At 46.3% G+C, this 25,542-nt stretch carries 18 protein-coding genes; 11 read left to right on the forward strand and 7 right to left on the reverse strand.

Translation table 11 applies throughout. The features are described from left to right. Window positions 1-7 precede the first annotated feature (7 nt). Window positions 8-2,716, reverse strand: a complete 2,709-nt coding sequence (gene malT / locus BIW15_RS03200; protein ID WP_021450511.1) for an HTH-type transcriptional regulator MalT — start codon at window positions 2,714-2,716, stop codon at window positions 8-10. Window positions 2,717-3,469: 753 nt separating this feature from the next. Here malT and BIW15_RS03210 point away from each other — a divergent pair. The 5 genes from BIW15_RS03210 to BIW15_RS03230 all read left to right on the forward strand — a co-directional run bounded on the left by BIW15_RS03210 (window position 3,470) and on the right by BIW15_RS03230 (window position 13,754). Further along, window positions 3,470-5,923: a glycogen/starch/alpha-glucan phosphorylase gene (locus BIW15_RS03210; protein WP_077280564.1), complete on the forward strand. Its 2,454-nt coding sequence runs from the start codon at window positions 3,470-3,472 to the stop codon at window positions 5,921-5,923. Between the two features lie 117 nt (window positions 5,924-6,040). Then, complete coding sequence (gene malQ, locus BIW15_RS03215; protein ID WP_005480181.1) at window positions 6,041-8,221, forward strand: 4-alpha-glucanotransferase; 2,181 nt, start codon at window positions 6,041-6,043, stop codon at window positions 8,219-8,221. Between the two features lie 267 nt (window positions 8,222-8,488). Continuing rightward, window positions 8,489-10,684 carry a 1,4-alpha-glucan branching protein GlgB gene (gene glgB, locus BIW15_RS03220; RefSeq protein WP_373270240.1) on the forward strand — a complete coding sequence of 732 codons (2,196 nt, stop codon included), beginning with the start codon at window positions 8,489-8,491 and terminating at the stop codon, window positions 10,682-10,684. Window positions 10,685-10,835: 151 nt separating this feature from the next. Beyond that, entirely contained in the window at window positions 10,836-11,513 is a 678-nt protein-coding gene (gene mtgA, locus BIW15_RS03225; protein ID WP_077280566.1) for a monofunctional biosynthetic peptidoglycan transglycosylase, read from the forward strand. A gap of 180 nt (window positions 11,514-11,693) precedes the next feature. Beyond that, entirely contained in the window at window positions 11,694-13,754 is a 2,061-nt protein-coding gene (locus tag BIW15_RS03230; RefSeq protein ID WP_077280567.1) for an alpha-amylase, read from the forward strand. A gap of 67 nt (window positions 13,755-13,821) precedes the next feature. On the opposite strand, the gene BIW15_RS03235 is transcribed toward BIW15_RS03230, so the two are convergent. Together BIW15_RS03235 and BIW15_RS03240 are read right to left on the reverse strand one after the other, a co-directional pair. Beyond that, on the reverse strand, window positions 13,822-14,538 hold the full coding sequence (locus BIW15_RS03235; RefSeq protein ID WP_077280568.1) for a DsbA family protein: 717 nt from the start codon (window positions 14,536-14,538) through the stop codon (window positions 13,822-13,824). 96 nt (window positions 14,539-14,634) lie between these two features. Beyond that, window positions 14,635-14,922, reverse strand: a complete 288-nt coding sequence (locus BIW15_RS03240) for a hypothetical protein (RefSeq protein WP_029834638.1) — start codon at window positions 14,920-14,922, stop codon at window positions 14,635-14,637. Between the two features lie 448 nt (window positions 14,923-15,370). Here BIW15_RS03240 and BIW15_RS03245 point away from each other — a divergent pair, with 448 nt between their 5' ends. The 4 genes from BIW15_RS03245 (at window position 15,371) to BIW15_RS03260 (ending at window position 18,255) form a co-directional block, all read left to right on the forward strand. Next, on the forward strand, window positions 15,371-16,108 hold the full coding sequence (locus BIW15_RS03245) for a nucleoside recognition domain-containing protein (protein WP_005480162.1): 738 nt from the start codon (window positions 15,371-15,373) through the stop codon (window positions 16,106-16,108). After that, window positions 16,108-16,575 (forward strand): YjiG family protein, encoded by a 468-nt coding sequence (locus tag BIW15_RS03250; protein ID WP_077280569.1) that lies wholly within the window; start codon window positions 16,108-16,110, stop codon window positions 16,573-16,575. The genes BIW15_RS03245 and BIW15_RS03250 overlap by 1 nt, the downstream gene beginning before the upstream one ends. 9 nt (window positions 16,576-16,584) lie before the next feature. Then, window positions 16,585-17,709 carry a M20 family metallopeptidase gene (locus tag BIW15_RS03255; RefSeq protein WP_047706266.1) on the forward strand — a complete coding sequence of 375 codons (1,125 nt, stop codon included), beginning with the start codon at window positions 16,585-16,587 and terminating at the stop codon, window positions 17,707-17,709. 171 nt (window positions 17,710-17,880) lie between these two features. Beyond that, entirely contained in the window at window positions 17,881-18,255 is a 375-nt protein-coding gene (locus BIW15_RS03260; protein WP_077280570.1) for a YkvA family protein, read from the forward strand. A gap of 104 nt (window positions 18,256-18,359) precedes the next feature. Here the strand turns inward: BIW15_RS03260 and BIW15_RS03265 are convergent, their stop codons facing one another. The 3 genes from BIW15_RS03265 to BIW15_RS03275 form a co-directional block, all read right to left on the reverse strand. Further along, a complete protein-coding gene (locus tag BIW15_RS03265; RefSeq protein WP_005458380.1) occupies window positions 18,360-19,664 on the reverse strand; it encodes a dicarboxylate/amino acid:cation symporter in 1,305 nt (434 codons plus the stop codon). Window positions 19,665-20,064: 400 nt separating this feature from the next. Beyond that, window positions 20,065-21,336, reverse strand: a complete 1,272-nt coding sequence (locus tag BIW15_RS03270) for a DUF1835 domain-containing protein (protein ID WP_077280571.1) — start codon at window positions 21,334-21,336, stop codon at window positions 20,065-20,067. A 280-nt stretch (window positions 21,337-21,616) separates the two neighbouring features. After that, complete coding sequence (locus tag BIW15_RS03275; protein ID WP_015313639.1) at window positions 21,617-22,507, reverse strand: LysR family transcriptional regulator; 891 nt, start codon at window positions 22,505-22,507, stop codon at window positions 21,617-21,619. Window positions 22,508-22,616: 109 nt separating this feature from the next. Between BIW15_RS03275 and BIW15_RS03280 the strand changes: the two genes are divergently transcribed. Together BIW15_RS03280 and BIW15_RS03285 are read left to right on the forward strand one after the other, a co-directional pair. Further along, complete coding sequence (locus BIW15_RS03280) at window positions 22,617-22,925, forward strand: monooxygenase (protein ID WP_005499937.1); 309 nt, start codon at window positions 22,617-22,619, stop codon at window positions 22,923-22,925. A gap of 7 nt (window positions 22,926-22,932) precedes the next feature. Next, window positions 22,933-23,304 carry a hypothetical protein gene (locus BIW15_RS03285; RefSeq protein ID WP_025520864.1) on the forward strand — a complete coding sequence of 124 codons (372 nt, stop codon included), beginning with the start codon at window positions 22,933-22,935 and terminating at the stop codon, window positions 23,302-23,304. Window positions 23,305-23,368: 64 nt separating this feature from the next. Here the strand turns inward: BIW15_RS03285 and BIW15_RS03290 are convergent, their stop codons facing one another. Continuing rightward, the gene (locus tag BIW15_RS03290; RefSeq protein ID WP_077280573.1) at window positions 23,369-25,540 is read right to left on the reverse strand and encodes a polysaccharide biosynthesis tyrosine autokinase; all 2,172 of its coding nucleotides are present in this window, start codon (window positions 25,538-25,540) and stop codon (window positions 23,369-23,371) included. Window positions 25,541-25,542: the final 2 nt, after the last annotated feature.

Below are 25,542 nucleotides of genomic sequence, written 5' to 3' on the forward strand. Positions count from 1 at the left end.
ATTTGATTTAGTAACCCATCAATTGCAGTAAATTCTCCGCAGTTACAATGGCTTCTTTACGATTAGCGATGTTGAGCTTTTGATACAAGTTGCGAATGTGGGTTTTGATTGTCGTACCTGCCACATCCAATTCTTGTGCGATTTGCTCGTTACTAAAGCCAGAATAAATCAAACCTAGAACCTGCCATTCGCGCTGTGTTAACGGGCTCGTGCGTACAAGCTCCGGCACATTCGGGTGATTCACCAACTTTTCAATAAAGTCTTCATCAAAGTGAATCGAGCGGCTGCGTTGATTCGATGAAATGTCTTTCATTAGCTGTTGAGCGCGGTGACGTTCTAGATCACCCAGCTCATGACGCAGGCTGAGTTTCTCAAGCAGGCCACCAATCGTAGCGCCATCAATCAGGAAGTTTCCGACCATACCGGTTTGGTTCGTCATCACTAGCGCCTCTTTTAACAGTGCTTTGGCTTGATCTTCGTCTTTTTGGCGTGCGGCCAAGACTGCTTCGACAACGAGGTTGCGATTGGTATCGGTAATGAGGTTGGTACGGCGCGCTTCACTTTGCAGGAAGTTTAGCGCTTGGCGCGCTTCTTCATACTGACCCAAATTGATGTGTGCACGCACTATATTGCGCCATTGCAGTTGCAAGAAGTGGTTACATGCCGATTCTGGACGAACCGCAGTGTTCAACCATTCTTGCATGGCTTCTGTATTGCCACGCGCTTGCCAGAATAAGATCAACGATAAAGAGGCGTTGGCGGTCCAATCTACGTGGTACGTAGACTGCTTCATTAAATGTTGAATGTGTTCGATGAATTTACCGGCTTTGTCTAGCTCGCCACGGCCAATCGCAATGCGTGCCAACATTGAGTAGCTATGTAAGTGCTTACTCGGCGAATGGTTTTCGAGAATTTGTAGGCCTCGGTACGCACATTCTTCGGCTTCATCTAGGCGGTTCCAGCACCATAAAACTTGCGCGCGTATACGCAATAAAAACTCGTGCAGAGGAACGTGCTGTAATTGCTGATCTTCAATCAGACGAAAGCCTGAATCCTGCAGCTCAAAGGCCGCTTGCACGTAACCTTGAGCAATCAAGATTTCGCTTTGTTGTAAAATCGCCCACAGTGCTTGATGGTAAACCTGATACTGGCGCGCCAATTTTTCGGTTTGCTGCATCATCGGCAACGCGCGGTCGAGTTTACCTAGCACGTGGTTCACTTCGCCTACGACTGAGGTCGCGACAATTCGGCTACGGTAAATAGTGTTGTCTAGTTGGCTGAGAGCCAGCTCCGCAAGTTCAAGCGCTTTCTCGGGTTGGTTGCTGTTAATCGCGACCTGAGCAAGCAGCGCGTTAGCTTGGCCTTGGTAATGAATATCGAGCTCGATATTACGTTTTTTATGCTCTTCTTCGGCTTCTTCAAGCAATTGGCCAACTTGATTGTATCGGTGTTGGCTCTGCGCTAACCATGCACGTAACATCGTCAATTTAGGGTGGCTAAAGAGCAGCTCTGCATCCAGCTTATTGATGGCATGCTCGAGTGTGCTTAATTCGCCTTGGTTGAACATCTTCCAACCGAATTCATTCAAAATCTCAACGACTAAGTCTTTATCGTTGGACTTTTGTGCGTGATGAATGGCTTGGTGTGGCGATTTTTGTTGCAACCAAGCGACCGCCGCATTGCGGTGAAGATCTTTTTCTTGTTGAGGGATACGTGCTTGACGCTCGTGAGACAAGAACTCGCCAAACAAGTTGTGGAAGCGGAACCAGTTATGCTCGCCTTCAAGTGGGTAAATGAACAAGCCGTAACGGTTAAGCGATTCAATCAGACCCAGCGCGTCTTCGCGTTGGGTGAGGGCAAATACCAACTCATCGTTAAAGTGATCCAGCACAGAAACTTGCATCAAGAAGTGACGAGTTTCGTGATCGAGCAGGTCGAATACTTCTTCGACTAGGTAATCCCACAAATGCGCGTGATTGAACTGCGATACCGACTCGACCGTTTGCGCCAATGTGCGGTTTTGATGTTGGGCTTGCAGCGCGATCAGCTGCATCGCAGATGGCCAACCTTCCACGTAGGTTCTTAGGCTGTTCGCCATGTCTTCATCAATGCCATCGGCAATGCGTTGGTTAAAGAAGCGGGTGGTTTCTTCAGTATCAAACGCCAACATTTCGTTGCCGATTTCGATCATTAAATCGCGCACACGCAAGTTAGCAGTGCCCAGAGGTGGCGCTGCACGGCTGGTGACGACAACCGTTAAGTTGTCTGGCATGTGCTTGAGGAAGAAACGCATGGATTCATGAATTTCATCGTTGGTGATCAAATGGTAGTCGTCGAGTACCACGTAGCACTCTTGATGAAAATCTGCCATTTCGGCAAATACTTCGCTGAACAGGGAACGTAAAGAGGAAATCTGGCGCTTTTCGGCCAGCTTTTGCGCATTCGAGCAGCTGAAGTTGGTCGCTTTGTTCAGCGCTTGGAGTAAATAGTTGACGAAACGAAAGCCATCATTGTCACTGTCGTCAATGCTGTACCAACCGACGTTTGGCTTATCGGATAGCCACTGAGCGGCCATCGTTGTTTTTCCGTAACCTGCTGGAGAACGGAACAAAACCAATTTGTAGTAAGGCGCTTGTTGTAGTAAGTCCAACACTCGTGGGCGCACAATGGCATTGTGTAGTCGGCCGGGACGAGTAAGTTTAGATGGAATCCACATTAGTAATTATGTCCTTATTTATGATACCCAAGTGACTTCAACGCACTGTTTTTAACAAGAGACCCTCTCGAAGTCTTCCTCTCGTCCAGCGACATCGTTAAACAACCATCAATGTTTCGGCGATTAAGCGTGATTTTCACTTTGCACTGCCCTGTTTTGGGTTTGGCAATATCCACACAAAATGCCATCTCCCGAGGTCACTTAGGTATAAAAGCTAGCAAAACTAGAAATGACTCACACCGCATAATTCTAGCTTGTATAAAAATCGCTCAATCTTGTAAGCCGAGAGGGATGGTACGACATCAGAAATGCTCGTTACTTTGATCCACTTCCTAATTCTCAAGAGTTGATGGATTTGGCATCAACTACGCCCTTGTTTTGTGATTTTTGTCACTTAAATGTCTTTGGTGTTGGTGCTATTAAGATTGTGTTGCACATCTCTTGCGAAAAATTTCCCGATGTTAACGAAGCTAATGTGATCGGTAAGACACTTTTTGCATGATAGTCGAAAAGGGCAATAAAAAGCGTCATGAACAATCTTTAACCTTTCTCATATTTGGTTGTGATCAAAATCACTAAGAATAGGAGCCAAGGACGTCGTGTTGAGATTTGGATCACTAACTTCCTTATGGTCCCCCCTCTACGCCCTCACCCCTCCTCCTGCAAAGGAGGAGAATTAGGAGGATGTTTATTCACAGAGGTAAATGCACGATGTATGGCAGATGAATTACTAAAAGACGTGAGAATTTCGTAATGAAACCTACTCAACAGAAACAATTTGACAAGAAGTCCTTCCAAGACAGCGTTAAGAAACACCTTTCAGTAACTTACGCTCACACGGTTGAAAACGCAGACAGCCGCGCATGGTACCTAGCAATGGGTCGCGCACTGGCTGAGTTCACTACTTTTGATTTGCTTGCTACAGAAACCGATCCTCGCATCCAACAAGCGAAGAGCGTTAACTACCTTTCACTAGAATTCCTTATTGGCCGTTTAACGGGCAACAACTTAATCAGCATGGGTCTGTACGAACAAGTAACAGAAGCAATGGCTGAATTAGGTCATAACTTAACTGACCTTCTAGAAGAAGAGCGCGATCCGTCACTTGGTAACGGTGGTCTTGGTCGTCTGGCTGCATGTTTCATGGATTCATGTGCTGCTCAAGAGTTCCCAACTGTGGGCTACGGCCTTCACTACGAATACGGCCTGTTTAAGCAGTCGTTCAAAGACGGTCGCCAACAAGAAGCACCAGATGCATGGCGTGGTGTGGAAGGCTACCCTTGGGAAGTGGCTCGTCCTGAGCTGGCGCAAGAAATCGGTTTTTACGGTCACGTTGAAGTTGTTAATGTAGACGGTAAAGAAGTTCGCAAATGGGTTCCTGGCATGTCTGTAAAAGCAATGCCTTGGGATCTGCCTATCGTAGGTTACGAATCAGATACAGTTTACCCGCTACGTCTTTGGGAATGTCAGGCGATTGCACCATTCTCACTAGCAAGCTTTAACAACGGTGATTACTTCGAAGCGCAACACGCACTGATCGACGCAGGTAACATCACCAAAGTGCTTTACCCGAACGACAACCACGAGAAAGGTAAAACACTGCGTCTGATGCAGCAGTACTTCCACTCAGCAGCGTCTGTACGCGACATCCTACGTCGCCACGAAGCAGCAGGCTACTCGCTAGCGGATCTACCTAAGCAAGAGACTATCCAGCTTAACGATACGCACCCAACGATTGCGATTCCTGAACTAATGCGCATCCTGATGGACGAAAGAGGTCTAACTTGGGAAGCGGCTTGGGAAATCAGCTCTAAGACATTCGCGTACACCAACCATACGCTACTTCCTGAAGCACTAGAGACATGGCCAGAGTCGCTAATCCAGCACCTACTACCACGTCACATGGAGATCATTTACGAGATCAACCACCGCTTCCTACAAGACGTACGTGCAATGTGGCCGGGTGATGTCGCTAAGCAACAGAAGCTTTCTATCATCGAAGAAGGTTTCCACCGCATGGTTCGCATGGCAAACCTATGTGTAATCGGCTCTTACGCAGTAAACGGCGTGGCGGCACTTCACTCTGAATTGGTTAAGAAAGACCTATTCCCAGAGTTCCATGAAATGTACCCAACACGTCTACACAATGTAACAAACGGCATCACGCCACGTCGTTGGTTGAAATTCTGTAACCCAGGTCTGTCTCAGCTTATCACTGAGAAAGTCGGCCCAGAATGGCCAGCGAAACTTGAGCAGCTAGAAGGCATTGCTAAGTACGCGACTGACGCGAAATTCCAAAAAGAATTCATGGCAGTGAAGAAAGAGAACAAAGAACGCCTAGCAACTTGGGTGAAAGAGCACATGGGTATCGAGCTCGATACTAATGCTATCTTCGATGTTCAAATCAAGCGTCTGCACGAGTACAAACGTCAGCATCTAGATTTGCTACACGTACTGTCTTTGTACCACCGTATTCTTAACGAACCAGGTTTTGAGTGCACGCCACGCGTAGTGTTCTTCGCAGCGAAAGCCGCACCGGGTTACCACCTAGCGAAAGAAATCATCTTCGCAATCAACAAGATTGCAGACAAGGTGAACAACGACCCTCGCATCGGTAATAAGCTGAAAGTGGTATTCATTCCTGACTACCGCGTGAGCATGGCTGAAATCATCATCCCTGCGGCTGACGTTTCTCAACAAATCTCGTTAGCGGGTAAAGAAGCATCAGGTACGGGTAACATGAAGATGGCGCTAAACGGTGCCCTAACTATCGGTACGATGGATGGTGCGAACGTTGAAATTCGTGAAGAAGTGGGCGATGAAAACATCTACATCTTCGGTCTAGACGTTGAAGGTGTGAAAGCGCTAAAAGCTCAAGGTTACAACCCATTTGACTACTACAACGCGGATCACTTACTCAAAGCGTCCATGGACCTACTACTGGGTGAAGAATTCACTCCAGGTCAACCGGGCCTACTACGTGCAACGTACGATAGCCTACTGGATGGCGGTGACCCATACCTATGTCTTGCGGACTTCGCATCGTATGTGAAAGCGCACGAAGAGATGGGCAAACAATATAAAGACCAAGCTGGCTGGGCGAAGAAAGCCATTCTTAATACCGCCCTTGTTGGTAAGTTCACCTCAGACCGCTCAATTCGCGACTACGTGAACAATATCTGGAAACTAGAAGCGGTTCACCGTTAATAGAACAGAGTTAAGACCAAGGTAGCCAAGCGCTACCTTTGGTCATTTGCAAACTTACGTTATTGATAACAATAAAACCCTACATGGAAGGTGTTGGTATTACCTTCGGAGAAAGCGATGAAAGAACAAACAGCATTAAAGAAAGTCGCGGAAATGGCGAGATTGGCTGATAGCTACGTCAGCGCGTGGGGAGACGAGGCAAAAGTTTCTGACGAGACTCTACGCCGCTTGCTCACTTCACTAGGCTACGATACTAGCAGCGATGAAAAACTATTGGCTTCCGCTGAAAAGAAACATAAGAAAGACGTACTAGCCCCTGTTCTTGTTTTACGCGACGGCGAACCAGTCGAAGTGGAACTAAACCTAGGTACGAGTGCTCGTGAGAGTGAATTCAGCTGGCGTTTAGAAACAGAACAAGGAGAGGTACTTGAAGGCTATCTTCAGTCTCAAATTGTTCGTGATGAGCGTGCTGAGGGTGGCCCTCTAGTGTTTGCATTGCCAAAGAACTTGGCATGGGGTTACCACAAACTGATCATTAGTCGTAAGCGTCGTAAAACGCCTTACGAGATGTCATTGATCATCACACCGAAAGCGTGTTTCAAACAAGAAGACCTAAACCAACACAAAAAACTGTGGGGGCCAAGCATTCAGCTTTACACACTGCGTACTCAGCATAACTGGGGCATCGGTGATTTTGGCGACCTAAAACAGTTGGTGAGTGACATTGCCTCTCGTGGTGGTGATTTCATTGGTTTGAACCCGATTCACTCCCTTTTCCCAGCGAACCCAGAAGGCGCGAGCCCATACAGCCCATCTTCTCGTCGCTGGCTGAACATCATGTACATCGACGTAAGCTCTGTACCTGAGTTTGCGCTAAGTGCAGAAGCACAACAGCGAGTGGGCAGCGCAGAGTTCCAACAACGTCTACAAAAAGCGCGTGACTCACATTGGGTGAACTACACCGAAGTTTCTCAACTAAAAATGAGCGTATTGCCGCTGCTGTTTAGTGAGTTCAAGGCTCGTCATCTCGATAAAAACACGGACCGCGCTCGCGCATTCTTAGATTTCGTAGAGAAGGGCGGCGAAAGTTTATTGCACCAAGCGGCATTTGATGCGCTTCACGCAGATTTGCACGCTGAAGATTCTGGCGTTTGGGGTTGGCCTGTATTCCCTGAGAAATACCGCACATTCGACGCGGCTGGCACTCAGAAATACATCAAAGACAACCAAGATCGAGTTCACTTGTACATGTACCTACAATGGATCGCAGACGATCAAATCAAAGAAGCGCAAGCCCTAGCTGAAGAAAAAGGCATGGCTGTGGGTCTGTACCGCGACCTTGCGGTTGGTGTTGCAGATTCTGGCAGTGAAACATGGGCGGATGAAGGCAACCTAGTGCTGGATGCAAGCATCGGTGCGCCACCAGATATTCTTGGCCCTCTAGGTCAAAACTGGGGTCTGCCACCGCTTAACCCTCAAGTGTTGGAAGCGACAGGCTACGATGCGTATATCAAGTTGCTACGTGCCAACATGAAGCATTGTGGCGCACTGCGTATCGACCACGTACTTGGCCTATTGCGTCTATGGTGGATTCCAAAAGGCGAGAAAGCGACAGAAGGCGCGTACTTGTACTACCCAGTGGAAGACATGCTCGCAATCCTAGCGCTTGAGTCGCACCGTCATCAGTGCTCTGTGATTGGTGAAGACTTAGGTACTGTACCAGATGAAATCGTTGATATCCTACGTGATGCGGGCGTGCATTCGTACAAAGTCTTCTTCTTCGAAACCTCAAAAGAGGACGGCGGCTTTATTTCTCCGAAGCATTACGCAGAGCAGTCTATGGCGGCATTGTGTACGCACGATATGCCAACCCTACGCGGTTTCTGGCACTGTGATGACTTGAAAATGGGTCGTGAGATTGGTCTGTACCCAGATGAAAAACAGTTGGAAGGCTTATTCGCTGACCGTTTGAAGTGCAAACAAGGCATCCTAGACAGCGTTCGTTGGCACGGTTACTTGCCAGAAGGCATTGGCCATGATGCGCAGTTCGTACCAATGGATTCATACCTAAGCGAAGCGCTTCAATTACACGTTGCGGCGGGTGATTCTGCACTGCTTAGCGTTCAGCTTGAAGACTGGTTAGAAATGGATCAACCGGTCAACATTCCTGGCACGGTTGATGAGTATCCAAACTGGCGTCGTAAGCTGTCGATGAACCTAGATGAAATCTTCAGTCGTGAAGACGTGAATCGCATTTCTAAACGCCTCACAGAAGTTCGCGCACAGGCGAGCAAATAAGATGCGTAGAGTGACGTAGATGAATGAGCGGATTACTAATTTTGTTAGCTCAGAGGTACGAAAGTTCCGTCTAGGTCACTCATTCAACCCACACAATCCGTTAGGATGAAGTACCGTTATTATGCCCGCGACAATAGCGGGCATTTTTGTATTTTGACGCCGTTTACGCGACGAACGTGAGAAGCGGAGTCTTTTGTGAGTTCACAACGTTGGCTGTGGAGAAACCAACATTCGGTTCAAACGAATATTGGCTCTAGGGAGAAAGATTTGAAAATCACCAAAACAAAGAAAATAAAGAAAAAACACGAACGCGCGTACGAACTGCTTGCTGAGGCGGCTTACTCAGATCCATTTGCGGCGTTGGGCCCATTCATTGATGACGGCGAAGGTTCGCTGCGAGTGTGGATGCCGGGCGCAAACAAGGTTGAACTGCTTGTTAATGGTGAACCTCGCGTGGCGCTTGAACGCGATGGCGACAGCGGTTTTATCTTAAAAGAGCAACGCGACTTACACCTGACCCACTACCGTTTAGCGGTCGATTGGAATGGTGTTGAACAAATTATTGATGACCCGTACCAGTACCACAATATCTACCAAGAGTACGAGCATCTGCATACGCCAAAAGACATGTATCACTACATGGGCGCGCACTTTGTCACGCTAGAACGTGGCGGTGAAAACATTTCCGGTGTTCGTTTCCTTGTCTACGCTCCGCATGCATCGGCTGTTAGCCTTGTGGGTTGCTTTAACCAATGGGATGGTCGTCGTCACCCAATGCAACGTTTAGATTATGGCATTTGGGGTTTGTTCATTCCTGGCTTAGAAGAAGGCGTTCAGTACAAATTTGAGCTCAAAGGGCCAAATGGGGAAGGGCTGCCACACAAACAAGACCCTTGGGGTTTCTACGCTGAGCAATACCCATCGTTCGCATCCATTACTTACGATCACAAGCGTTACCAATGGCAAGATGCGAAGTGGCAAAACCGCGCAGTGACACAAAAGCGTGATGAAGCGCTATCGTTTTATGAGCTGCATGCTGGATCATGGAAACGCGACGAGAAAGGTGATTTCCTCAACTACCGCGAACTCGCAGAGCAGTTGGTGCCATACCTTGTAGATATGGGCTACACCCACGTTGAGCTGATGCCTGTGTCTGAGCATCCATTCTATGGTTCATGGGGCTATCAACCCGTTGGCTTATTTGCGCCAACCAGCCGTTACGGCTCTCCTGATGATTTCAAATTCTTCGTGGATGCGTGTCACCAAGCAGGTATCGGTGTGGTGTTGGATTGGGTTCCGGCGCATTTCCCATCGGATGACCACGGTTTAGCAAACTTTGACGGCACACCGTTGTTCCACGACCCGGATCCACGTCGCGGTTGGCACCAAGATTGGAACTCATACATCTACGATCTCGGTCGTGAACATGTGCGTCGCTTCCTTGTATCGAATGCGCTGTACTGGTTTGAACAATTCCATATTGATGGCATTCGCGTGGACGCAGTCGCATCGATGCTCTATCTCGATTATTCACGTAGTCACGATCAGTGGGTACCGAACGTCGACGGTGGCAATGAAAACTACGACGCAATCGCAACCTTAAAATGGATGAACGAAGAAGTGTACAAGCACTTCCCGAATGCGATGACGATTGCGGAAGAGTCAACGGCGTTTCCTGGGGTGTCTGCGCCAACCTTTATGGGTGGTTTAGGTTTTGGCTTCAAGTGGAATATGGGGTGGATGCACGACAGTCTTTCATACATCAAAGAAGATCCTGTTCACCGCAAATACCACCACAATACCATCACATTCCCGCTGGTTTATGCGCACAGCGAGAACTACGTCTTGTCTCTCTCTCACGATGAGGTGGTGTACGGCAAAGGCTCTATCCATAACAAGATGCCGGGTGATGAATGGCAGCAAACCGCAAACCTACGTGCATACTACGGTTACATGTATGGTCAACCGGGCAAAAAGCTGAACTTCATGGGTGCGGAAATCGGCCAGACGGCGGAGTGGAACCACGATGATCAGTTGCAATGGTTCTTGCTGGAATATGAGCGTCATCAAGGTGTCCAAAAGCTGATGCGAGATTTGAACCACTTGTACCGAAATGAAGCGGCGATGCACGATCAAGATTGTGTTCCTGCTGGTTTTGAGTGGCGTTTACAAGACGAAGCGGATGCGAGTATCCTAGCGCACGAGCGTATCAGTAAAGAAGGTGAGCGTATTCTCATCATCACCAACTTTACGCCCGTACCACACGAGCGTTTCCGTTTAGGCGTTCCAAATGCAGGTCAATACGAACTGCTGCTGAACACGGACGACAGCAAATACGGCGGCAGCGATTTTAAAGTGCTGACCAGTGTGAAAACGGAAAAAGTCGAAAGTGAATCACTGCCTCAATCACTTGAGCTTCGTTTACCACCACTTTCAACCGTGTTCTACAAGCTGAATAAATAATTCAGTCTAATCAAATTCTAAGCCCGTTTTACATTGTAAATCGGGCTTTTTTTGACCTATTTTTTACCTCAAAAACTTGTTGTTCCTGATTGAATCAGGCAAGCTCGCTGGTTTGTTTATCATCAATCGCTAATGCATTGGGGAACCACACATGTTGAAAAGGCTTAAGTCATTTCTGTTTAAAATGGTGTTGATATTACTGGTTGCCCCAATCGTTTTGGTTGGTGTGGTGAAATATGTCGATCCACCAATGTGGGGATGGAAGTTAAGCCGCATTGTTGCGCCACCAAAGAACTATCCAGGCAGCAGCCAACACGAATGGGTATCCTTGTCGCGTATTTCAAAAAATATGCAGTTAGCGGTGATTGCGACCGAAGACCAAAAATTCCCTCATCATTATGGTGTCGATTTCGAATCTCTATTCGACGTGATTTCCGAGGCAGGTGATCATGGTCCGTCGAGAGGCGCGAGCACCATTACCCAACAAGCTGCGAAAAATGTGTTTTTGTTTCCGTCTCACTCCTACGTTCGCAAGGCTTATGAGCTTTACTTTGCCTTGCTGATGGAGGCGATGTGGGGTAAAGAGCGCATTCTCGAAGTGTATCTAAATGTGGTTGAATTTGGTCCCGGTATTTACGGCGCTGAAGCGGCGGCGCAGAATTATTTTGGTGTCAGTGCAAAGCAACTCTCGAAGTGGCAAGCAGCGCGTTTAGCCGTGGTGTTGCCAAACCCATATCGAATCAAAGTCTATCCACAAAGTGATTACACTGCTCGCCGCACAAGATGGGCGATGAATCAAATGAGCAATCTTGGCAGCGTGCAACTTTAACTCCCTCAATCCATTACGCTTAAATAGAACTACGCCCCTATATCAATAAAATGTGAAGCGTCACAACCTTTGGGGCGTAGGCAGTTAGAATGATGTGTTCAGTTTCTTATCTAGGCACAATTAGTGTGAATAAAACTAATAAATGTGCATGGTTACCATGTGCTGCCAATGGACTGAACGATGAAACTGAACCTGATTACCACTACTTTACTGCTTGCGTCGGCAAGTGCCATCGCCGAGCCTAACATCACCATTTCTACCACGACCAACAGCCGTGACTTCCCGCTAAGTGCAGAGCAGCCTTTGGTTGTGCCTTTAACCAAAGACGGATACACGCTTAAAATCTCGGGCGTTGAAGGCGACTGCGTTGCACCCGATGGTCAGAAAGTGAAGTTCAATAAACCTATCGCGCTAAATTGTGGCAAGCCGACCGAACTGCCACTCAAAGTTCGCTTTACTGGCGACTATTCCTTCGCTTATGACGACGCGGCTAAGACGTTGCTGTTTAAGCGAGAGCCGAAAAAAGCAGCAAAAACCGAATTTAAACGCCCGATCCCGCAAGTGCAATGTGAAGTCTACCAAGGCGGAGAAGTGACGATCGCTCTGGGGGATAGCTTTCCTGAAGGCACCAAGTTACGCGATGCTTATTCAGGTCAAATGGTTGAAGTGAAAGAGCAGAAAGTATCACTGACGCCAAGTAAAGACTCAGGCGGCCTAGTGCTGCTAGAGCCTGTGCAGAAAACCAAAGAGGCGGTGCCATTTGATTACCGAAACGCGAACATTTACTTCGTGATGGTTGACCGTTTCAACAACGCAGACGCAAGTAACGACAACAGTTATGGTCGTAAAAAAGACGGCAAAGATGAAGTTGGCACGTTCCACGGCGGTGACCTTAAAGGTGTAATTGAGAAATTGGATTACATCAAGAGCCTAGGTACAGATGCGATTTGGTTGTCGCCAATCGTTGAACAAGTGCACGGCTTTGTCGGTGGTGGTGATAGTGGCTCATTCCCGTTTTATGCTTACCATGGCTACTGGACGCGCGATTTCACCAAGATTGATGAGAACTTCGGTAACGAAGAAGATTTAAAAACGCTGGTGGAAGAGGCGCACAAGCGTGGCCTCAAAGTCTTGATGGATGCGGTTATCAACCATTCTGGTTACTCAACATTGGCAGATCTACAGTTCGACGGTATCGATGTGTTAAAGCCTAATGCCGAACTGCCCAAGAAATGGGGCGACTGGCAACCAAAAGCAGGCGAAAATTGGCATAGCTACCACCAGAACATTGATTATCAGAGTCCGAACTGGGCGAAGTGGTGGGGCGGCGATTGGGTAAGAACCGGCTTGCCGGGTTACCCAGCTCCGGGCAGTAGCGACATTACGATGTCTCTTGCTGGCTTGCCAGATTTCATCACTGAATCAGACAAAGCAGTGAAGCCCGCGCAGTGGCTATTGGATAACCCTGGTACTCGCGTTGAGGCGCGTGACAATTACACCGTCTCGGACTACCTAATTGAGTGGCAAACTGATTGGGTGAAACGCTTTGGCATTGATGGTTACCGTGTCGATACGGTGAAGCACGTCGAAGGTGAAGTTTGGAAGCGTCTAAAAGAGGAAGCATCGAACAGCCTAGAACAATGGCGTAAAGAAAATGGCAAATCAGGTCAGCCGTTCTGGATGATGGGCGAAGTCTGGGGACACACCGCGTATCGCAGCCCTTATTTCGATGATGGTTTTGACGCGTTGATCAACTTCGATATGCAGAAGAAGCTAGACAAAGGCGCGGCGTGCTTTAGCCAAATGGCAGACACTTACCAAAGCTATGCGGACACTATCGCGAACGAGAAAGACTTCAACCCAGTCAGTTACATGTCTTCTCACGATACGGAGTTGTTCTTCTCACGTTTTAAAGATTACGGCATGCAACGTAATGCCGCGAACGCATTGCTCCTTAGCCCAGGAGCGGTTCAGGTTTATTATGGCGATGAAGTAGGCCGTAACATTGGCCCTTATGCGGATGATTTCCACCAAGGCACACGTTCAGACATGGTTTGGAAGCTATCTGATGACAAACAAGCTTTGCTGAAACACTGGCAAACCCTTGGTCAGTTCCGTCAAGCACACCCTGCCATTGGCGCAGGTCAGCATCGAGTGATTGAACAGGAAGGCGCGTACGTTTTCTCCCGTTCGCTTGGCAATGACAAAGTCGTCGTGGCGTTTGTAGGACGTGATAAGTAACTAAACGCTCTTTATGTCGGTAAATATAAAGCCCTTCCTTGAGTTATCAGGGAAGGGCTTTATTGTTTTAGTTCGCCAGTTCTTGGTCGATGACTTTTTCTAGCTCGTCAAACGGCACATAACCAGGAATGATCTGATCATTAATGATCAACGCGGGCGTGCCGCGTAAACCAAGTTGCGTGAAATACTGATAGTTTTTATCAAGCAGCGCTTTGGTCTCTTTGTCGTCGACAAGTTGCGCTTCTGTCCCCGTTTTCTGCGCGATTTGTTTTAACGAACGTGCATCATGTGCGCCCGGTTTTTTCACCAATAACTCATGCACTTGTTCGTACTTATCTCGCTGGTTTTGCCAAACATTTAATGCGTAACTTGCCGAGTTGTAGCCGTTTTTCTCGTATTGTTCTTTAAAAGAGACATTGAGGTTAAGCACTTTTATCTGCGGATATTCCTTACCAACTTTGACCAGTTCTCCTTCTAAACGTTTACAAAAAGGGCAACTGTAGTCCGTTACGTTAATAATGGTTAACTCTGGGGTTTCAGCACCAAAAGAGGAATGTTTGCCATCATTTAGATAGTGACGAACCTCCTTCAAGGTGTCGCCAAATGATAGTTGATACGCAATGTACTCTTGCAGGTTTTGGTGCAATGAATCAAGAATTTGAGGGTTCTCTTTTAGTATCTGAGTAATTTCCTCTAGCTTTTGTTCTGAGGTCTTTTCTGATGCGAAAGATACGGCAGGTACGATAGCCAGCGTTAACGTCAAAAGTGTACGAGTGAATGTCATAATATTTCCTAAAACTTTTAGATTTCGTTGTTTGTTATGTGAAGCGAATAAAATACGTACAAAAGTCAGGCGAGGAGGCCTCTCGCCTTGCTAGGTTTATTCTCTAAACACGCAAAGTTTTAGGTGAACCCGATACTTTTCCCGTATCGGCTCTGTGTATTCCAGATAACGAATTGCTGTGGATGCCATCGGCAGCGCCACAATCAAAGCAAACAGAAAAAATGGAATAAGAATATGATCAAACTGGTGTTGGTACGCTTGAACCAGCTTCTCTGAAAGGTCGCAAGATGGTGATAAATTCACGCTTTCATTTTGCTGATCCTGTATTTGGTGAGCCTTAGGGCAGCTTTTCGAGAAGCCGGAGTTTTGGCTCAAACATACCATCACCACCCAAAACACGAGGGCGAGTGTCCACTTGGCTATTTTAGGTTGTGAGCGTAACAATGGGCTGCCTAGTCCTGTCGATTCTGGTTTATGCCGTTTGCATATGACCGGACAATCCTAACCTAAATTTCATTATGGAATGTTACTTTCGAGTTAATCGATATCGCCTCAATGCCAAAGTATGAAGTACGTCATGAATGTTGTAGAAAGCAATATTCGTTGGAATCATTGGTCGGATTGATGAAGAAGTCCTGAGGTATCGATATAGATTAATATACCTAATTGTTAGCACAAATTTTTATTATCTTTCAAATGTGATTGAAATCATAAAACAAAACTTCATAACTGCGTCGCCAGAATGTTCGGCAGGCGGATTGATTTTGATCATCTCTCTAGCACATTATTCGGGTGAACATATGTGTCCTGTCTCACATGTGTAGGTAATGTTATGAAAAATCCTGTTCAAACCGAGCGCAAGGTTACGCTGGGGTGCTACGTTGCACTGGCGTTTGCGGTCGTCTTCTTTTCTGGTCTCATGCAATCGAACGAATGGTATGGCGTATTTGATTTCACCACGTTGAATGGCTCTTTTGGCAAGGTGGCTTATGGTGTCACCGAAACGGCTGACGGTGTGCAAGTTGCAACAACGTCGCTTCGTGGTACTGGTGGTAGCGGTGCACGTGACGGTTTCATTTTTGCACTTACTTTGATTCCTACCGTTATGTTCGCACTGGGTATGATCAATGTACTTGAGCACTATGGCGCACTAGAAGCAGCACGCAAACTGTTAACGCCGCTTCTTCGTCCAATTATGGGTATTCCGGGTAACTCTGGTTTGGCTCTTATCGCTTCGCTGCAAAGTACCGACGCGGGCGCTGCGATGACTCGTCAGCTTAAAGATGAAGGCCATCTTACCAAACGCGAAACCGATGTGTTCACTATGTTCCAGTTCACCGCTGGTGCCACCATTGTTAACTTTTTCTCCTCAGGGGCGGTGCTGTTTACGTTGACGATGGCGGATGGCTCGCTTGCCGTAACGTCTTCTATTGGTTTGGCGGTTGTGGTGATGTTCTTGTTTAAAATCGTGGGTGCGAACTTATTCCGTATCTACCTAAACATCACAGAAGGTAAAGAAGACAAGCAAGAGCAAAGCAAATCTGAGAACTTAAAAGAGGAGACGGCGTAATGAGTGAAGTAAAAGTAAGTAAGCCGATGGTGACGGATATTTTCGTTGAAGGCGCTAAAAAAGGCTGGGTTATTGCGACAACATCAACCGTGCCTAACGTTCTTATGGCGTTTGTCATCATTAAGGCGTTGCAGATTACTGGCGCGTTGGATTTGATGGGCTCGGTATTTTCTCCAGTAATGGCGGTTTTTGGTTTGCCAGGTGAAGCGGCTGCGGTGCTGATTGGTGCTTGGATGTCGATGGGCGGGGCAGTTGGCGTGGTTATCACATTGTTTGACCAAGGCATCTTGAACGGTACGCACATCGCGATTCTTGCACCTGCAATTTACCTAATGGGCTCTCAGGTTCAGTACATGGGTCGAATTATGGGACCTATCGGTACTGAAGGTCGTTATATCCCAATTATGATTGCGATTTCCGTATTGAACGCATTTGGCGCAATGCTAGTCATGAACTTGTTTGTTTAGGGGGCAATCATGCAGTTTTCTCTTAATGAATATCTCGAAGAACTTCGTCCTCTGATCAATGTCGATTGTGGCACGTACACCACTGATGGCATTGACTTCATCGCTTCTCAATTTGAAGGGAAGTACCAAGCGATGTCTGGTTGGAGCGTAAAACGCATCGACTGTGGCAGAGCGGGTATCGGTCTTGAAGTTCGAAACAAGCCTGAGGCTGAGCAAGTTGACGTGATGCTGATTGGTCACATGGATACAGTGTTCCCTGTCGGCACCGCTGGATTACGTCCTATGTCTCAAGACCCTGACAAAGCGTACGGTCCGGGTGTCTCGGACATGAAATCTGGCTTGCTGAATATTGTGTACGCGATGCGTAACCTCGACCAAGCGGTGTTGGATAAGTTATCTATCGCTATCTGCATGAACCCAGATGAAGAGACAGGTTCTCTGGATTCTGTTGATTGGATTCAATCAGTTGCGAAAAACGCTAAGAATGTACTGGTTGCAGAAGCAGCACGTGCAGATGGCGGTTTAGTGAAAGCGCGTAAAGGCATGGCTCGCTACAAAATGACCTTTAATGGCGTTGCTGCTCACGCAGGTAACGAGCCAGAAAACGGTCGCAGCGCAATCACTGAGATGGCGAATTGGATTCTGGCTGTCAATGCAATGACCAACTTTGAATCTGGTACCACGCTGAATGTCGGTATTGTTTCTGGCGGTAACGGCGCAAACATCGTTCCTGAGCACGCTGAAGCGATTGTGGATGTACGTTTCTGGAGCAACGAAGAATACGATGATGTCGATAGCAAGCTAAATGGCATGCTGGAAACACCATTCGTTGATGGCGTAAGTATCGAATTGGTTCGTGAAGCTTATAAGCCTTCTATGGTGCCAAGCCCACAAACAGAATGCTTAATGACATTAGTTGAAGAAGCGGCAAGTGAACTGGCGATCGACATCAACTGGAAAGAAGTCGGTGGTGGCTCTGATGCAAACAATACGGCAATTCTTGGCGTTCCAACTTTGGATGGTCTAGGACCTATCGGTGCAGGTTTCCACAGTGACCAAGAGTACTTGTTGCTTGAGTCTATCGAGCCACGAATCAAAATGCTGATGCGTGTACTGGAGAAGATTGCTCAATAAGGCATTCTCCTTCTAAAGCTTGGTTCCCAACATCACGATCCCCAGACTTCGGTTTGGGGATTTTTCTATCTGTGTTTTTGTTTCACTTTACTATCATTTCTTGTTATTAATCTTGCGTTCAGGTTCGATTTATTAATATGTTGGCCACAGTCATAAATTTCGGAGGCAACGATGACCACAACAATGTCTGTAAAATCGGCGCCGAAATACGCCAAAGATCAAACGATGCAAGCGCCAGATGAGAAAACCTTCTGGCGAAAAATGAAAGGGTCGGTTAAGAAAGCGGGTGAAGAAATTGCCGTAATGGGCATCAAATCATGGCTCGCGATGACAGATTCCAACACCGCCGTTCGCCATAAGGCGATTTTAGGTGGCGCGTTGGCTTACTTTGTATTACCAACCGATATGGTGCCTGACGTACTAGCAGGCGTCGGCTTTACCGATGACATGGCAGCACTTACGTTAGCCGCTAACTCTGCCGGCAATGCCATCACTAAAGAACACGAAGCACAAGCTAGAGAAAAACTGAATTCGATGGCGGATTAGAAAGAGCATTTCTAGACGCGGAAAAAACAAAAGCCCCGATGTTTCCATCGGGGCTTTCTTTTAGACAGGACTATGTAATTTCAGAATGGTAATCGTAGAACGATTTAGGCGTCAGCGCGTTTAAGATGCACTTCTTCTTCGGCAACTCCTGCCATTGGGTCGTTGAAGCGAGCTTCATCCAATGCACCTTCTGATTTCGCAACAATGACGGTTACTGCACTGTCACCAGTGATGTTTACCGCGGTACGAATCATATCAAGAAGACGGTCAACACCCATGATGAGCGCGATACCTTCAAGCGGCAGACCAACTTGGTTCAATACCATGGCTAGCATTACTAGGCCAACACCAGGAACACCCGCAGTACCAATAGAGGCAAGTGTTGCGGTCATGATAACCATCATGTAATCGCCCATGCTCAAATCAATATTGAATGCTTGAGCAATAAATGCGGTTGCGACACCTTGCATGATGGCTGTGCCGTCCATATTCACGGTTGCACCTAGAGGAACAGTGAATGATGAAATACGGTTATCTACGCCCATGCGGTGTTTTGCTGTTTCCATTGTCACTGGAATGGTCGCGTTTGATGATGCCGTTGAGAAGGCAAACATGATTGCGTCTTCCATCTTACGTAGGAACGTAATTGGGCTAAGGCCAGTAAAGCCTTTTAGCATTAGACTGTAAGTCACTAGGCCGTGAAGCAATAGTGTGCCCGCTAACACAACAAAGTACTCGGCTAGGTTGACGATGGCACTTAAGCCAAGACCAGTAAACAACTTCGCCATCAAGAAGAACACGCCATATGGAGCTAGGTTCATCAAAATTGCTACAAGCTTCATGATCACTTCGTTTAGATCAGAGAAGAATGCTGCAATTCGCTCACCAGGCTTACCTGCTGCGCTGATCGCGACACCAAACAGAACCGCAAACACGATCACTTGCAGGGTTTTACCTTCCGCCATCGCGCTGATTGGGTTGGTTGGGAACATATCGATGATCACTTGACCCAAAGAAGGCGCCTCTGCCGATTTAAATGAGCTTGCTGCTGTCAGATCAGCGCCAGCTCCCGGTTGGAATAGCGTGCCCATTGTAAGCGCAAGTGTGATAGCGATAGCGGTCGTTGCTATATAGAAAGCAAGGGTTTTACCACCCATGCGACCCAATGTAGAAAGGTCTTTTAGAGAGCTCGTGCCGCAAACCAGTGAAACAAACACTAGTGGTACGACAAGCATTTTTAAGCTGGCGACGAAGATCTGCCCACCAACTTCAAATAATCCATTAACGATGTATGCGTCGACAAATCCGTTGTCGGCAAAAAGTGTGCGAATTGCAAATCCTGTCAAGATACCCGCTACCATACCTAAAATTACTCGGCTAGTGAGCGACATCGGTTTCTTGGTATTCATGAGAACACTCCTTATAGTTATGCACCTTGAGTTCACTTCAAAGCGGCGAGCAGAGTAGCAGTGGAGTGGGAAAATACGAAAGAATAATCCTCTGATTGATTAATAGATGTGAACTTTGTCACTATAAAAAATAGAACTTTAACTAAATTGTAACGAAATGAATGGTTGAAAACTTCAAGTTTTAATACTTTTATCGAACATACAACCGATAGAAATGAATTCTTACATTTCGGTTAAATAAGGAATGATGTGCATATCTTCGAGGCGGAAACTGATTTTTGCATAAATAGTTACGGTTTATGCAGTGTGAAATAGGTGATAGGTCGTAATAGGATTTGGATCCAGACGGCGATGCTAATGCTCACTACAGTCAATAGCATCACAGCTCAAGGTTGCGTAATTACGATTTTTTGTAGTGAGATAGTGAGGAGATGCGTTGGTGATCCCAACGCCAATGACTATGTTCGTTTATTCGCATTCCGCCCACCCAGTAACATTGCTTTGCTCGCTTTTGGCCTGCTAAACACGCTTTGCCAAATTCGGTCAGAGTAACTTTTTGTTCCCACCAATTTTTCTCTACTGAGTCGATAGTGAAAAGCGGCGCTTCGGATTGAGTAAGTGGTAACAGTAGGGCGTAAAACATGACATCACCTAAAAAAGGTAGCGCTTCAATTTGCTGATACCGCTTGAACCACTCTGTTACAGAGATGGGTGAACGCTGTGAACTCAATACATTTAAAGCAAGCTGTTGAGTCATGCTCAAACCGCTATTGGTATGAGGCAGTTCTTGCAAGAGACGCCTAAGCACATCGGACATGTTCGGTAAGCAATCCAGTTGATGTTGCTCTATCAAACTGACGATAGCTTTTGGTGAGGAACATGACACTGCTTGCCAACACTGCTTTGCTTGGCTCAATAACTTAGCAGATACGGGTTTACGGTATCGCCAACAAGAACGAATAGCTTCTTCAGGCAACTGCCCAAAGCCAATGAATCGCTCAGTGCCCGGGAACTGGTTCAACTCAATGATCTCTATCACTTTATTCTCTACATTCTCTAACTGTGTTAGAGCGCGAATTAGCATCAATTGATCATAGCTGTCATGTTCGACCCAAAAGACGATTCGTTCAAATACATCACTTTGCAACAGTTCGAGGTTTGATTGTTCCAATGTGACTATATCTTGAATCGAGTCTTCACGCTTCATCACGGGCAGCAGAGTTTCTACGACATATTGGGCACGAATGGTAAGGAAGTTCTGCGGTGTTGCTGGTATGGGGCCAATACAAAGCGGATCGATCAGGGCTAAAAATTTCCCTTCAAATCCGCTGGCTTTAAGTTGTTGTTGAATGTCGTGGCCACAACGAACGTGTAGCGTTTTTACTTTCGCATCTAGTGGCGGTTTTTGTTCTTTGATGGCTAGTTTGTGCGCTTCTAGCTCTTCGACATGAGCTTTTAGTTTACTCCAACTGGATAAGCCCAGTTCTCTTGCGAGTGCATGTTGAACGTCAGCCAATTGAATTGTATTGGGAGCCAAAGATTCTGGTTTGGAGTGAAATCGCTTAACTAACTCCAACGTAGCGTCATCGCATAGGCGGATAGCTTTGAGCCTTTTTTTAGCAATGGATTTTTGCTGATTGATATTGATCGAGAAGCTATTTGTAGAGTTCATATTTCACCTTTCTTATTTCTTCCACACTCGCCTAAATAGAAGCTAAAAAGAAGGTAAAAACAGATTGTGCCTGCTAAACCAAGCAGGTGAGGATATTGCCGTGAACCGAGTTCTTTCCGCGAGTGTTGGGTGCTTTAGGCATGAGCAGAGTGATAGTAGGTGGTCGCTATCCTTCGTGCAACCTTTTGTGAGAGTGTAGCGTCACAAAATGGCCGTTTCTCTATATTTAGGGAGAATTAATAGGCGATAACACTAGCGATTCAACTCAATACCACTGTCGCTAGGCTCGAGTTTCTACACTTTTGAGTAAAGTACGATAAAGCGCTTGAGTCGCAGGACCACTTTTGGCTCCTTTGGGCAAAGTGAGGTGCAGCGCAACTTGATATTGATGGGAGTGTTCGATCTCCAATACTTTAATTTTATCGCTCTTGCGGGCTGCGACTAAGTGCGCTGGTAGCCGACAAAATCCAGCGCCTTGCTCTACGGCGTGAAAAGCGTGGTCGAAGTTATCGACGGTAATACGCTGACGTGCGCGTAACCAACCCACATCTCTTTTCGTTTTGTCTGAATTGCCTAAGTCACGGATGACAATTTGGCTGGTGGTTGCAAAATCGTCGATGGAAACATGCGGCTTTTTAGCGAGTGGATGGTGTGCTGCGATTACAGGCAGCATGGTTGTTACGCCAAATGCTTCGGCAGGGTAGTTGGTTATCGGTAAGTTGATGATTGCGATGTCAGCGAGCTCATTTACGACCATTTCGGTTGTTTTGCTCAGTGACGTTTCAACCACTTGAACGGAGGTCGTGTTGTTGTCCTCCAAAAATTGACTGAGTGGTGCATAAAGCCAACAAGGGTCACAAAGATGATCTATTGCGACCGTGATTTGAGATTCCACCCCACTTTTTAACTGCTCGCTGATGACTTCCAGTTCCCGCGCTTGTTCAAGCATGGATTGTGCACGACGCAGTATGGTTTTGCCGTGCTCAGTCAAACCTGCTTTGCGCCCTCGTACTTCGATAAGTTGAATACCAAGTTGGTCTTCTAACTTCCTCACCGAGTAGATCAATGTGGTATGGCTCTTGTTGAGCAGCAAAGCTGCAGATTGAATGCTACCTTCTTGATCAATCGCTTGTAGCGTTTGCCATTGTTCTAAGGTCGTTTTTAGTCTCATAAGTCAATTTTTTAGACAGTTAATGGCAAAATTATGAACTTTTTTGTCAGTTTTATAAAGGTAATAATCTTGTCATCGAAAGCGAGTCAGTAAGAAGAGGAGACTCAAGATGGCGAAATTATTGCAAGTTGATTTTGAATTTCATGGTCCGTTTGGTGAAGAGATGTCGAATGCTTTGGTCGACTTAGCTAAGTCGATTAACCAAGAGCCGGGCATGATTTGGAAAATTTGGACGGAAAGCGAAAAAGACAAACTCGGTGGTGGTATCTATCTTTTTGAAGATGAAGCCACGGCGCAAGCTTATCTCGAAATGCATGCCGCACGCTTACGAAAAATGGGCGTAGTCGAAGTACGAGGTCAAATCTTCGATATCAATGTGCCGTTAACGACGATCAATCAAGGGCCTATTGGAGGATAAGGAGATGATGACCAACCGCACTTTTCTAACCGTTCATGGTGTCATATATACGGTATTCGCTTTTGCGTTGTTTTTTGTACCAACCATGATGTGGCCGATGTATGGCGTACAAATTAACGACCAATACGCGCTGTTTTTATCGCAACATACGTCGATCTTTTTAGGTGGAATCGCTGCGGTGAGTTTGATGTTACGTGATGTGGAATCTGGTAAGACTGCGAAACAGCTGTTTAAAGCATTATTGATTACTAATGGGTTAGGGGCAGTGATTACTACCTATGCCAGCATTACAGGAGTATTTGTCGGTTTTGGTTGGAGTGACCCAATATTCTTTGTCTCGCTCAGTTTGTTGACGTACAAGCAATTAAGAGTGCAATAGAAAAAGCCCTGCTGTTTCTAGCAGGGCTTTTTAATATTTGGTCAAATTAGCGATCTAGATTAATTCATGATTCGCTTTTGTACGCGTAGTTGTAGTAGCCGTATCCATAGCCGTATGAGTTAGATGCTTTTTTCTCAACCGCATTGAGAATCACACCTTTAACTTCTACACCTGATTGCTCGAAGCGACCACGTGCTACCTCAATTTCTTTCAATGTCGTTTGGTCGAAGCGAGCTACCATCAATGTGGTGCCAGCGAGTGCACCAACGATGCTTGGATCCGTTACTGCAAGTACAGGCGGTGTATCGATGATGACTAGATCGTACTCAGCGGACATATCATCAATAAAGCTCTTAAAGCGAGGGTGCATAAGAAGCTCGGAAGGGTTTGGTGGAACCTGACCGCGAGTAACCACATTTAGATTGTCTATTGACGTCGATTTAATGATGTTGCTAGGTGCTACTTTACCGCTCAGGTATTCTGAAAGACCATTATCCCAACGTAGGCCGAAGCATTGTTGTAGGTAACCCTTACGCATATCTGCATCAATAAGAAGCACTTTTTGACCTGTTTTCGCAGCAACGGCTGCAAAGTTGGTCGAGACAAATGTCTTACCAATAGAAGGCGCTGGACCGGAAATCATAAGCACGTTGTTTTTCGCTTCCATCATTGCGAAGTGCAAACTGGTACGTAGGCTTCGAAGAGCTTCGATAGATAAATCTGCAGGGTTCGCTTCAGCAAGTAAAACCAACTCATTGTTGCCTTTGCTTTTATTGCGCTTCAGTTTGCTTGCAAACTCTAGCTGCTGAATAGACTTAGGCACGCTTGCATATACCGGAATGCCCATTTGCTCGATTTGGTCAGGCGTTTCTACACCACGGTGGAAGGCTGCGCGAATCAATACGAATGCAACGCCAGCCATACCGCCTAGCAACGTCGCCAAAACAACGATGAGTGCTTTTTTCGGTTTTATTGGTTTAGAAAATGACTGAGCACTATCAAGAATACGAACGTTACCAACGGTTCCTGCTTTGATAATGTTGAGTTCTTGCACCTTGTTCAATAGCTGGATGTAGATTTGTTGGTTAACTTCTACATCACGTGTCATACGCAATACTTCACGTTGAGTTTTAGGTAGTTTTTGAACTTGTTTGTTTAGGCGCTCTTTTTCTTTAAGCAAGGTTTGACGCTTATCAAGCAGCGATTTGTATGCCGGGTGATCCTGAGTGAAGCGTTGGCTGATCTCACTTTCTTTGAATGTAAGCTCGTTCAACTGCGCTTCTAATTCAACCATCACTTTCAATGTTGATTGAGCTTCTAAGCCTAAATCGATGGATTCATTTTCTTGACGGAATCGATTAAGTACATCTTCAGATGCCGTCAGTTTAGTTTTGATATCTGGTAGATGGCCTTTCAAAAACTCAAGACTTTGTTCTGCTTCTGCGGAATTACGTTGTACATTTTGTAAGAAGTAGTTTTGGCTAATATCGTTCAGGATGGCCTGAATTTTAGTACGATCTTCGCCAGAGAAGCTTAAAGAGATAATTCCCGTTTGCTTGCCACGCTCGCTGATTGAAAGGTTTTCTTGAAGTTTGTTAATTGCATCTAGCTTGCTGATTTTGCTGACCGTGAATGAGTCACCAGTTTGAGCCACTAATTCAGTTGCTAAAAATTGGTATCCATTCTTCTCAAGCAGTTCACCAACTTTTCCTTCAAGTATGACACTGCCATTATCCTCAGTTAGCTTGAATGCTTTCTGCTCTGCATCTACAACTTCTAATGTTAGAGGAATTCCGACCGCATAGGATGGAGCGTTAAAACGAGTAACGTTAATGCTAATTTGCTCGCCTTGGATTCGTGCTAAGCCTTTGCCAATGATTGGCATATAGTTAGGAGATGCAACGGTTGTTAAGTTGAACTTATCTACAGTGCCACCCAAGATCATACGAGATTTAATGATTTCAATTTCAGTAGTGGCAGATGATTCGGCGGAGAACAATTCTCCCATATCACCAACCATTGCAGAAATACCACCTGAACTCTTACTTTCAATTTGAATCAGAGCATCAGCTTTGTAGATAGGTGTAGATAGAATGGCAACACCGACACCTACAATAGAAAATAGGACGACGGTACATAAAATGAGCCACTTAGCATCAAGAATGATACCAAAGAGCTTCCCCAAATCGATTTCATCGTCGACTTGACGTGATTGTTTAATAGTTTGTGTTGTCATTA

The organism is Vibrio sp. SALL6, assembly GCF_002002385.1.
Lineage (GTDB): Bacteria > Pseudomonadota > Gammaproteobacteria > Enterobacterales > Vibrionaceae > Vibrio > Vibrio parahaemolyticus.

Coding starts and splice junctions, on each gene's coding strand:
- BIW15_RS03290 (WP_077280573.1), bottom strand. CDS start 25,540: ATGACAACACAAACTATTAAACAATCACGTCAAGTCGACGATGAAATC.
- BIW15_RS03280 (WP_005499937.1), top strand. CDS start 22,617: ATGGCGAAATTATTGCAAGTTGATTTTGAATTTCATGGTCCGTTTGGT.
- BIW15_RS03210 (WP_077280564.1), top strand. CDS start 3,470: ATGAAACCTACTCAACAGAAACAATTTGACAAGAAGTCCTTCCAAGAC.
- BIW15_RS03265 (WP_005458380.1), bottom strand. CDS start 19,664: ATGAATACCAAGAAACCGATGTCGCTCACTAGCCGAGTAATTTTAGGT.
- mtgA (WP_077280566.1), top strand. CDS start 10,836: ATGTTGAAAAGGCTTAAGTCATTTCTGTTTAAAATGGTGTTGATATTA.
- BIW15_RS03235 (WP_077280568.1), bottom strand. CDS start 14,538: ATGACATTCACTCGTACACTTTTGACGTTAACGCTGGCTATCGTACCT.
- BIW15_RS03255 (WP_047706266.1), top strand. CDS start 16,585: ATGCAGTTTTCTCTTAATGAATATCTCGAAGAACTTCGTCCTCTGATC.
- BIW15_RS03230 (WP_077280567.1), top strand. CDS start 11,694: ATGAAACTGAACCTGATTACCACTACTTTACTGCTTGCGTCGGCAAGT.
- BIW15_RS03285 (WP_025520864.1), top strand. CDS start 22,933: ATGACCAACCGCACTTTTCTAACCGTTCATGGTGTCATATATACGGTA.
- BIW15_RS03245 (WP_005480162.1), top strand. CDS start 15,371: ATGAAAAATCCTGTTCAAACCGAGCGCAAGGTTACGCTGGGGTGCTAC.
- BIW15_RS03250 (WP_077280569.1), top strand. CDS start 16,108: ATGAGTGAAGTAAAAGTAAGTAAGCCGATGGTGACGGATATTTTCGTT.
- BIW15_RS03260 (WP_077280570.1), top strand. CDS start 17,881: ATGACCACAACAATGTCTGTAAAATCGGCGCCGAAATACGCCAAAGAT.
- malT (WP_021450511.1), bottom strand. CDS start 2,716: ATGTGGATTCCATCTAAACTTACTCGTCCCGGCCGACTACACAATGCC.
- BIW15_RS03275 (WP_015313639.1), bottom strand. CDS start 22,507: ATGAGACTAAAAACGACCTTAGAACAATGGCAAACGCTACAAGCGATT.
- BIW15_RS03240 (WP_029834638.1), bottom strand. CDS start 14,922: ATGGTATGTTTGAGCCAAAACTCCGGCTTCTCGAAAAGCTGCCCTAAG.
- malQ (WP_005480181.1), top strand. CDS start 6,041: ATGAAAGAACAAACAGCATTAAAGAAAGTCGCGGAAATGGCGAGATTG.
- BIW15_RS03270 (WP_077280571.1), bottom strand. CDS start 21,336: ATGAACTCTACAAATAGCTTCTCGATCAATATCAATCAGCAAAAATCC.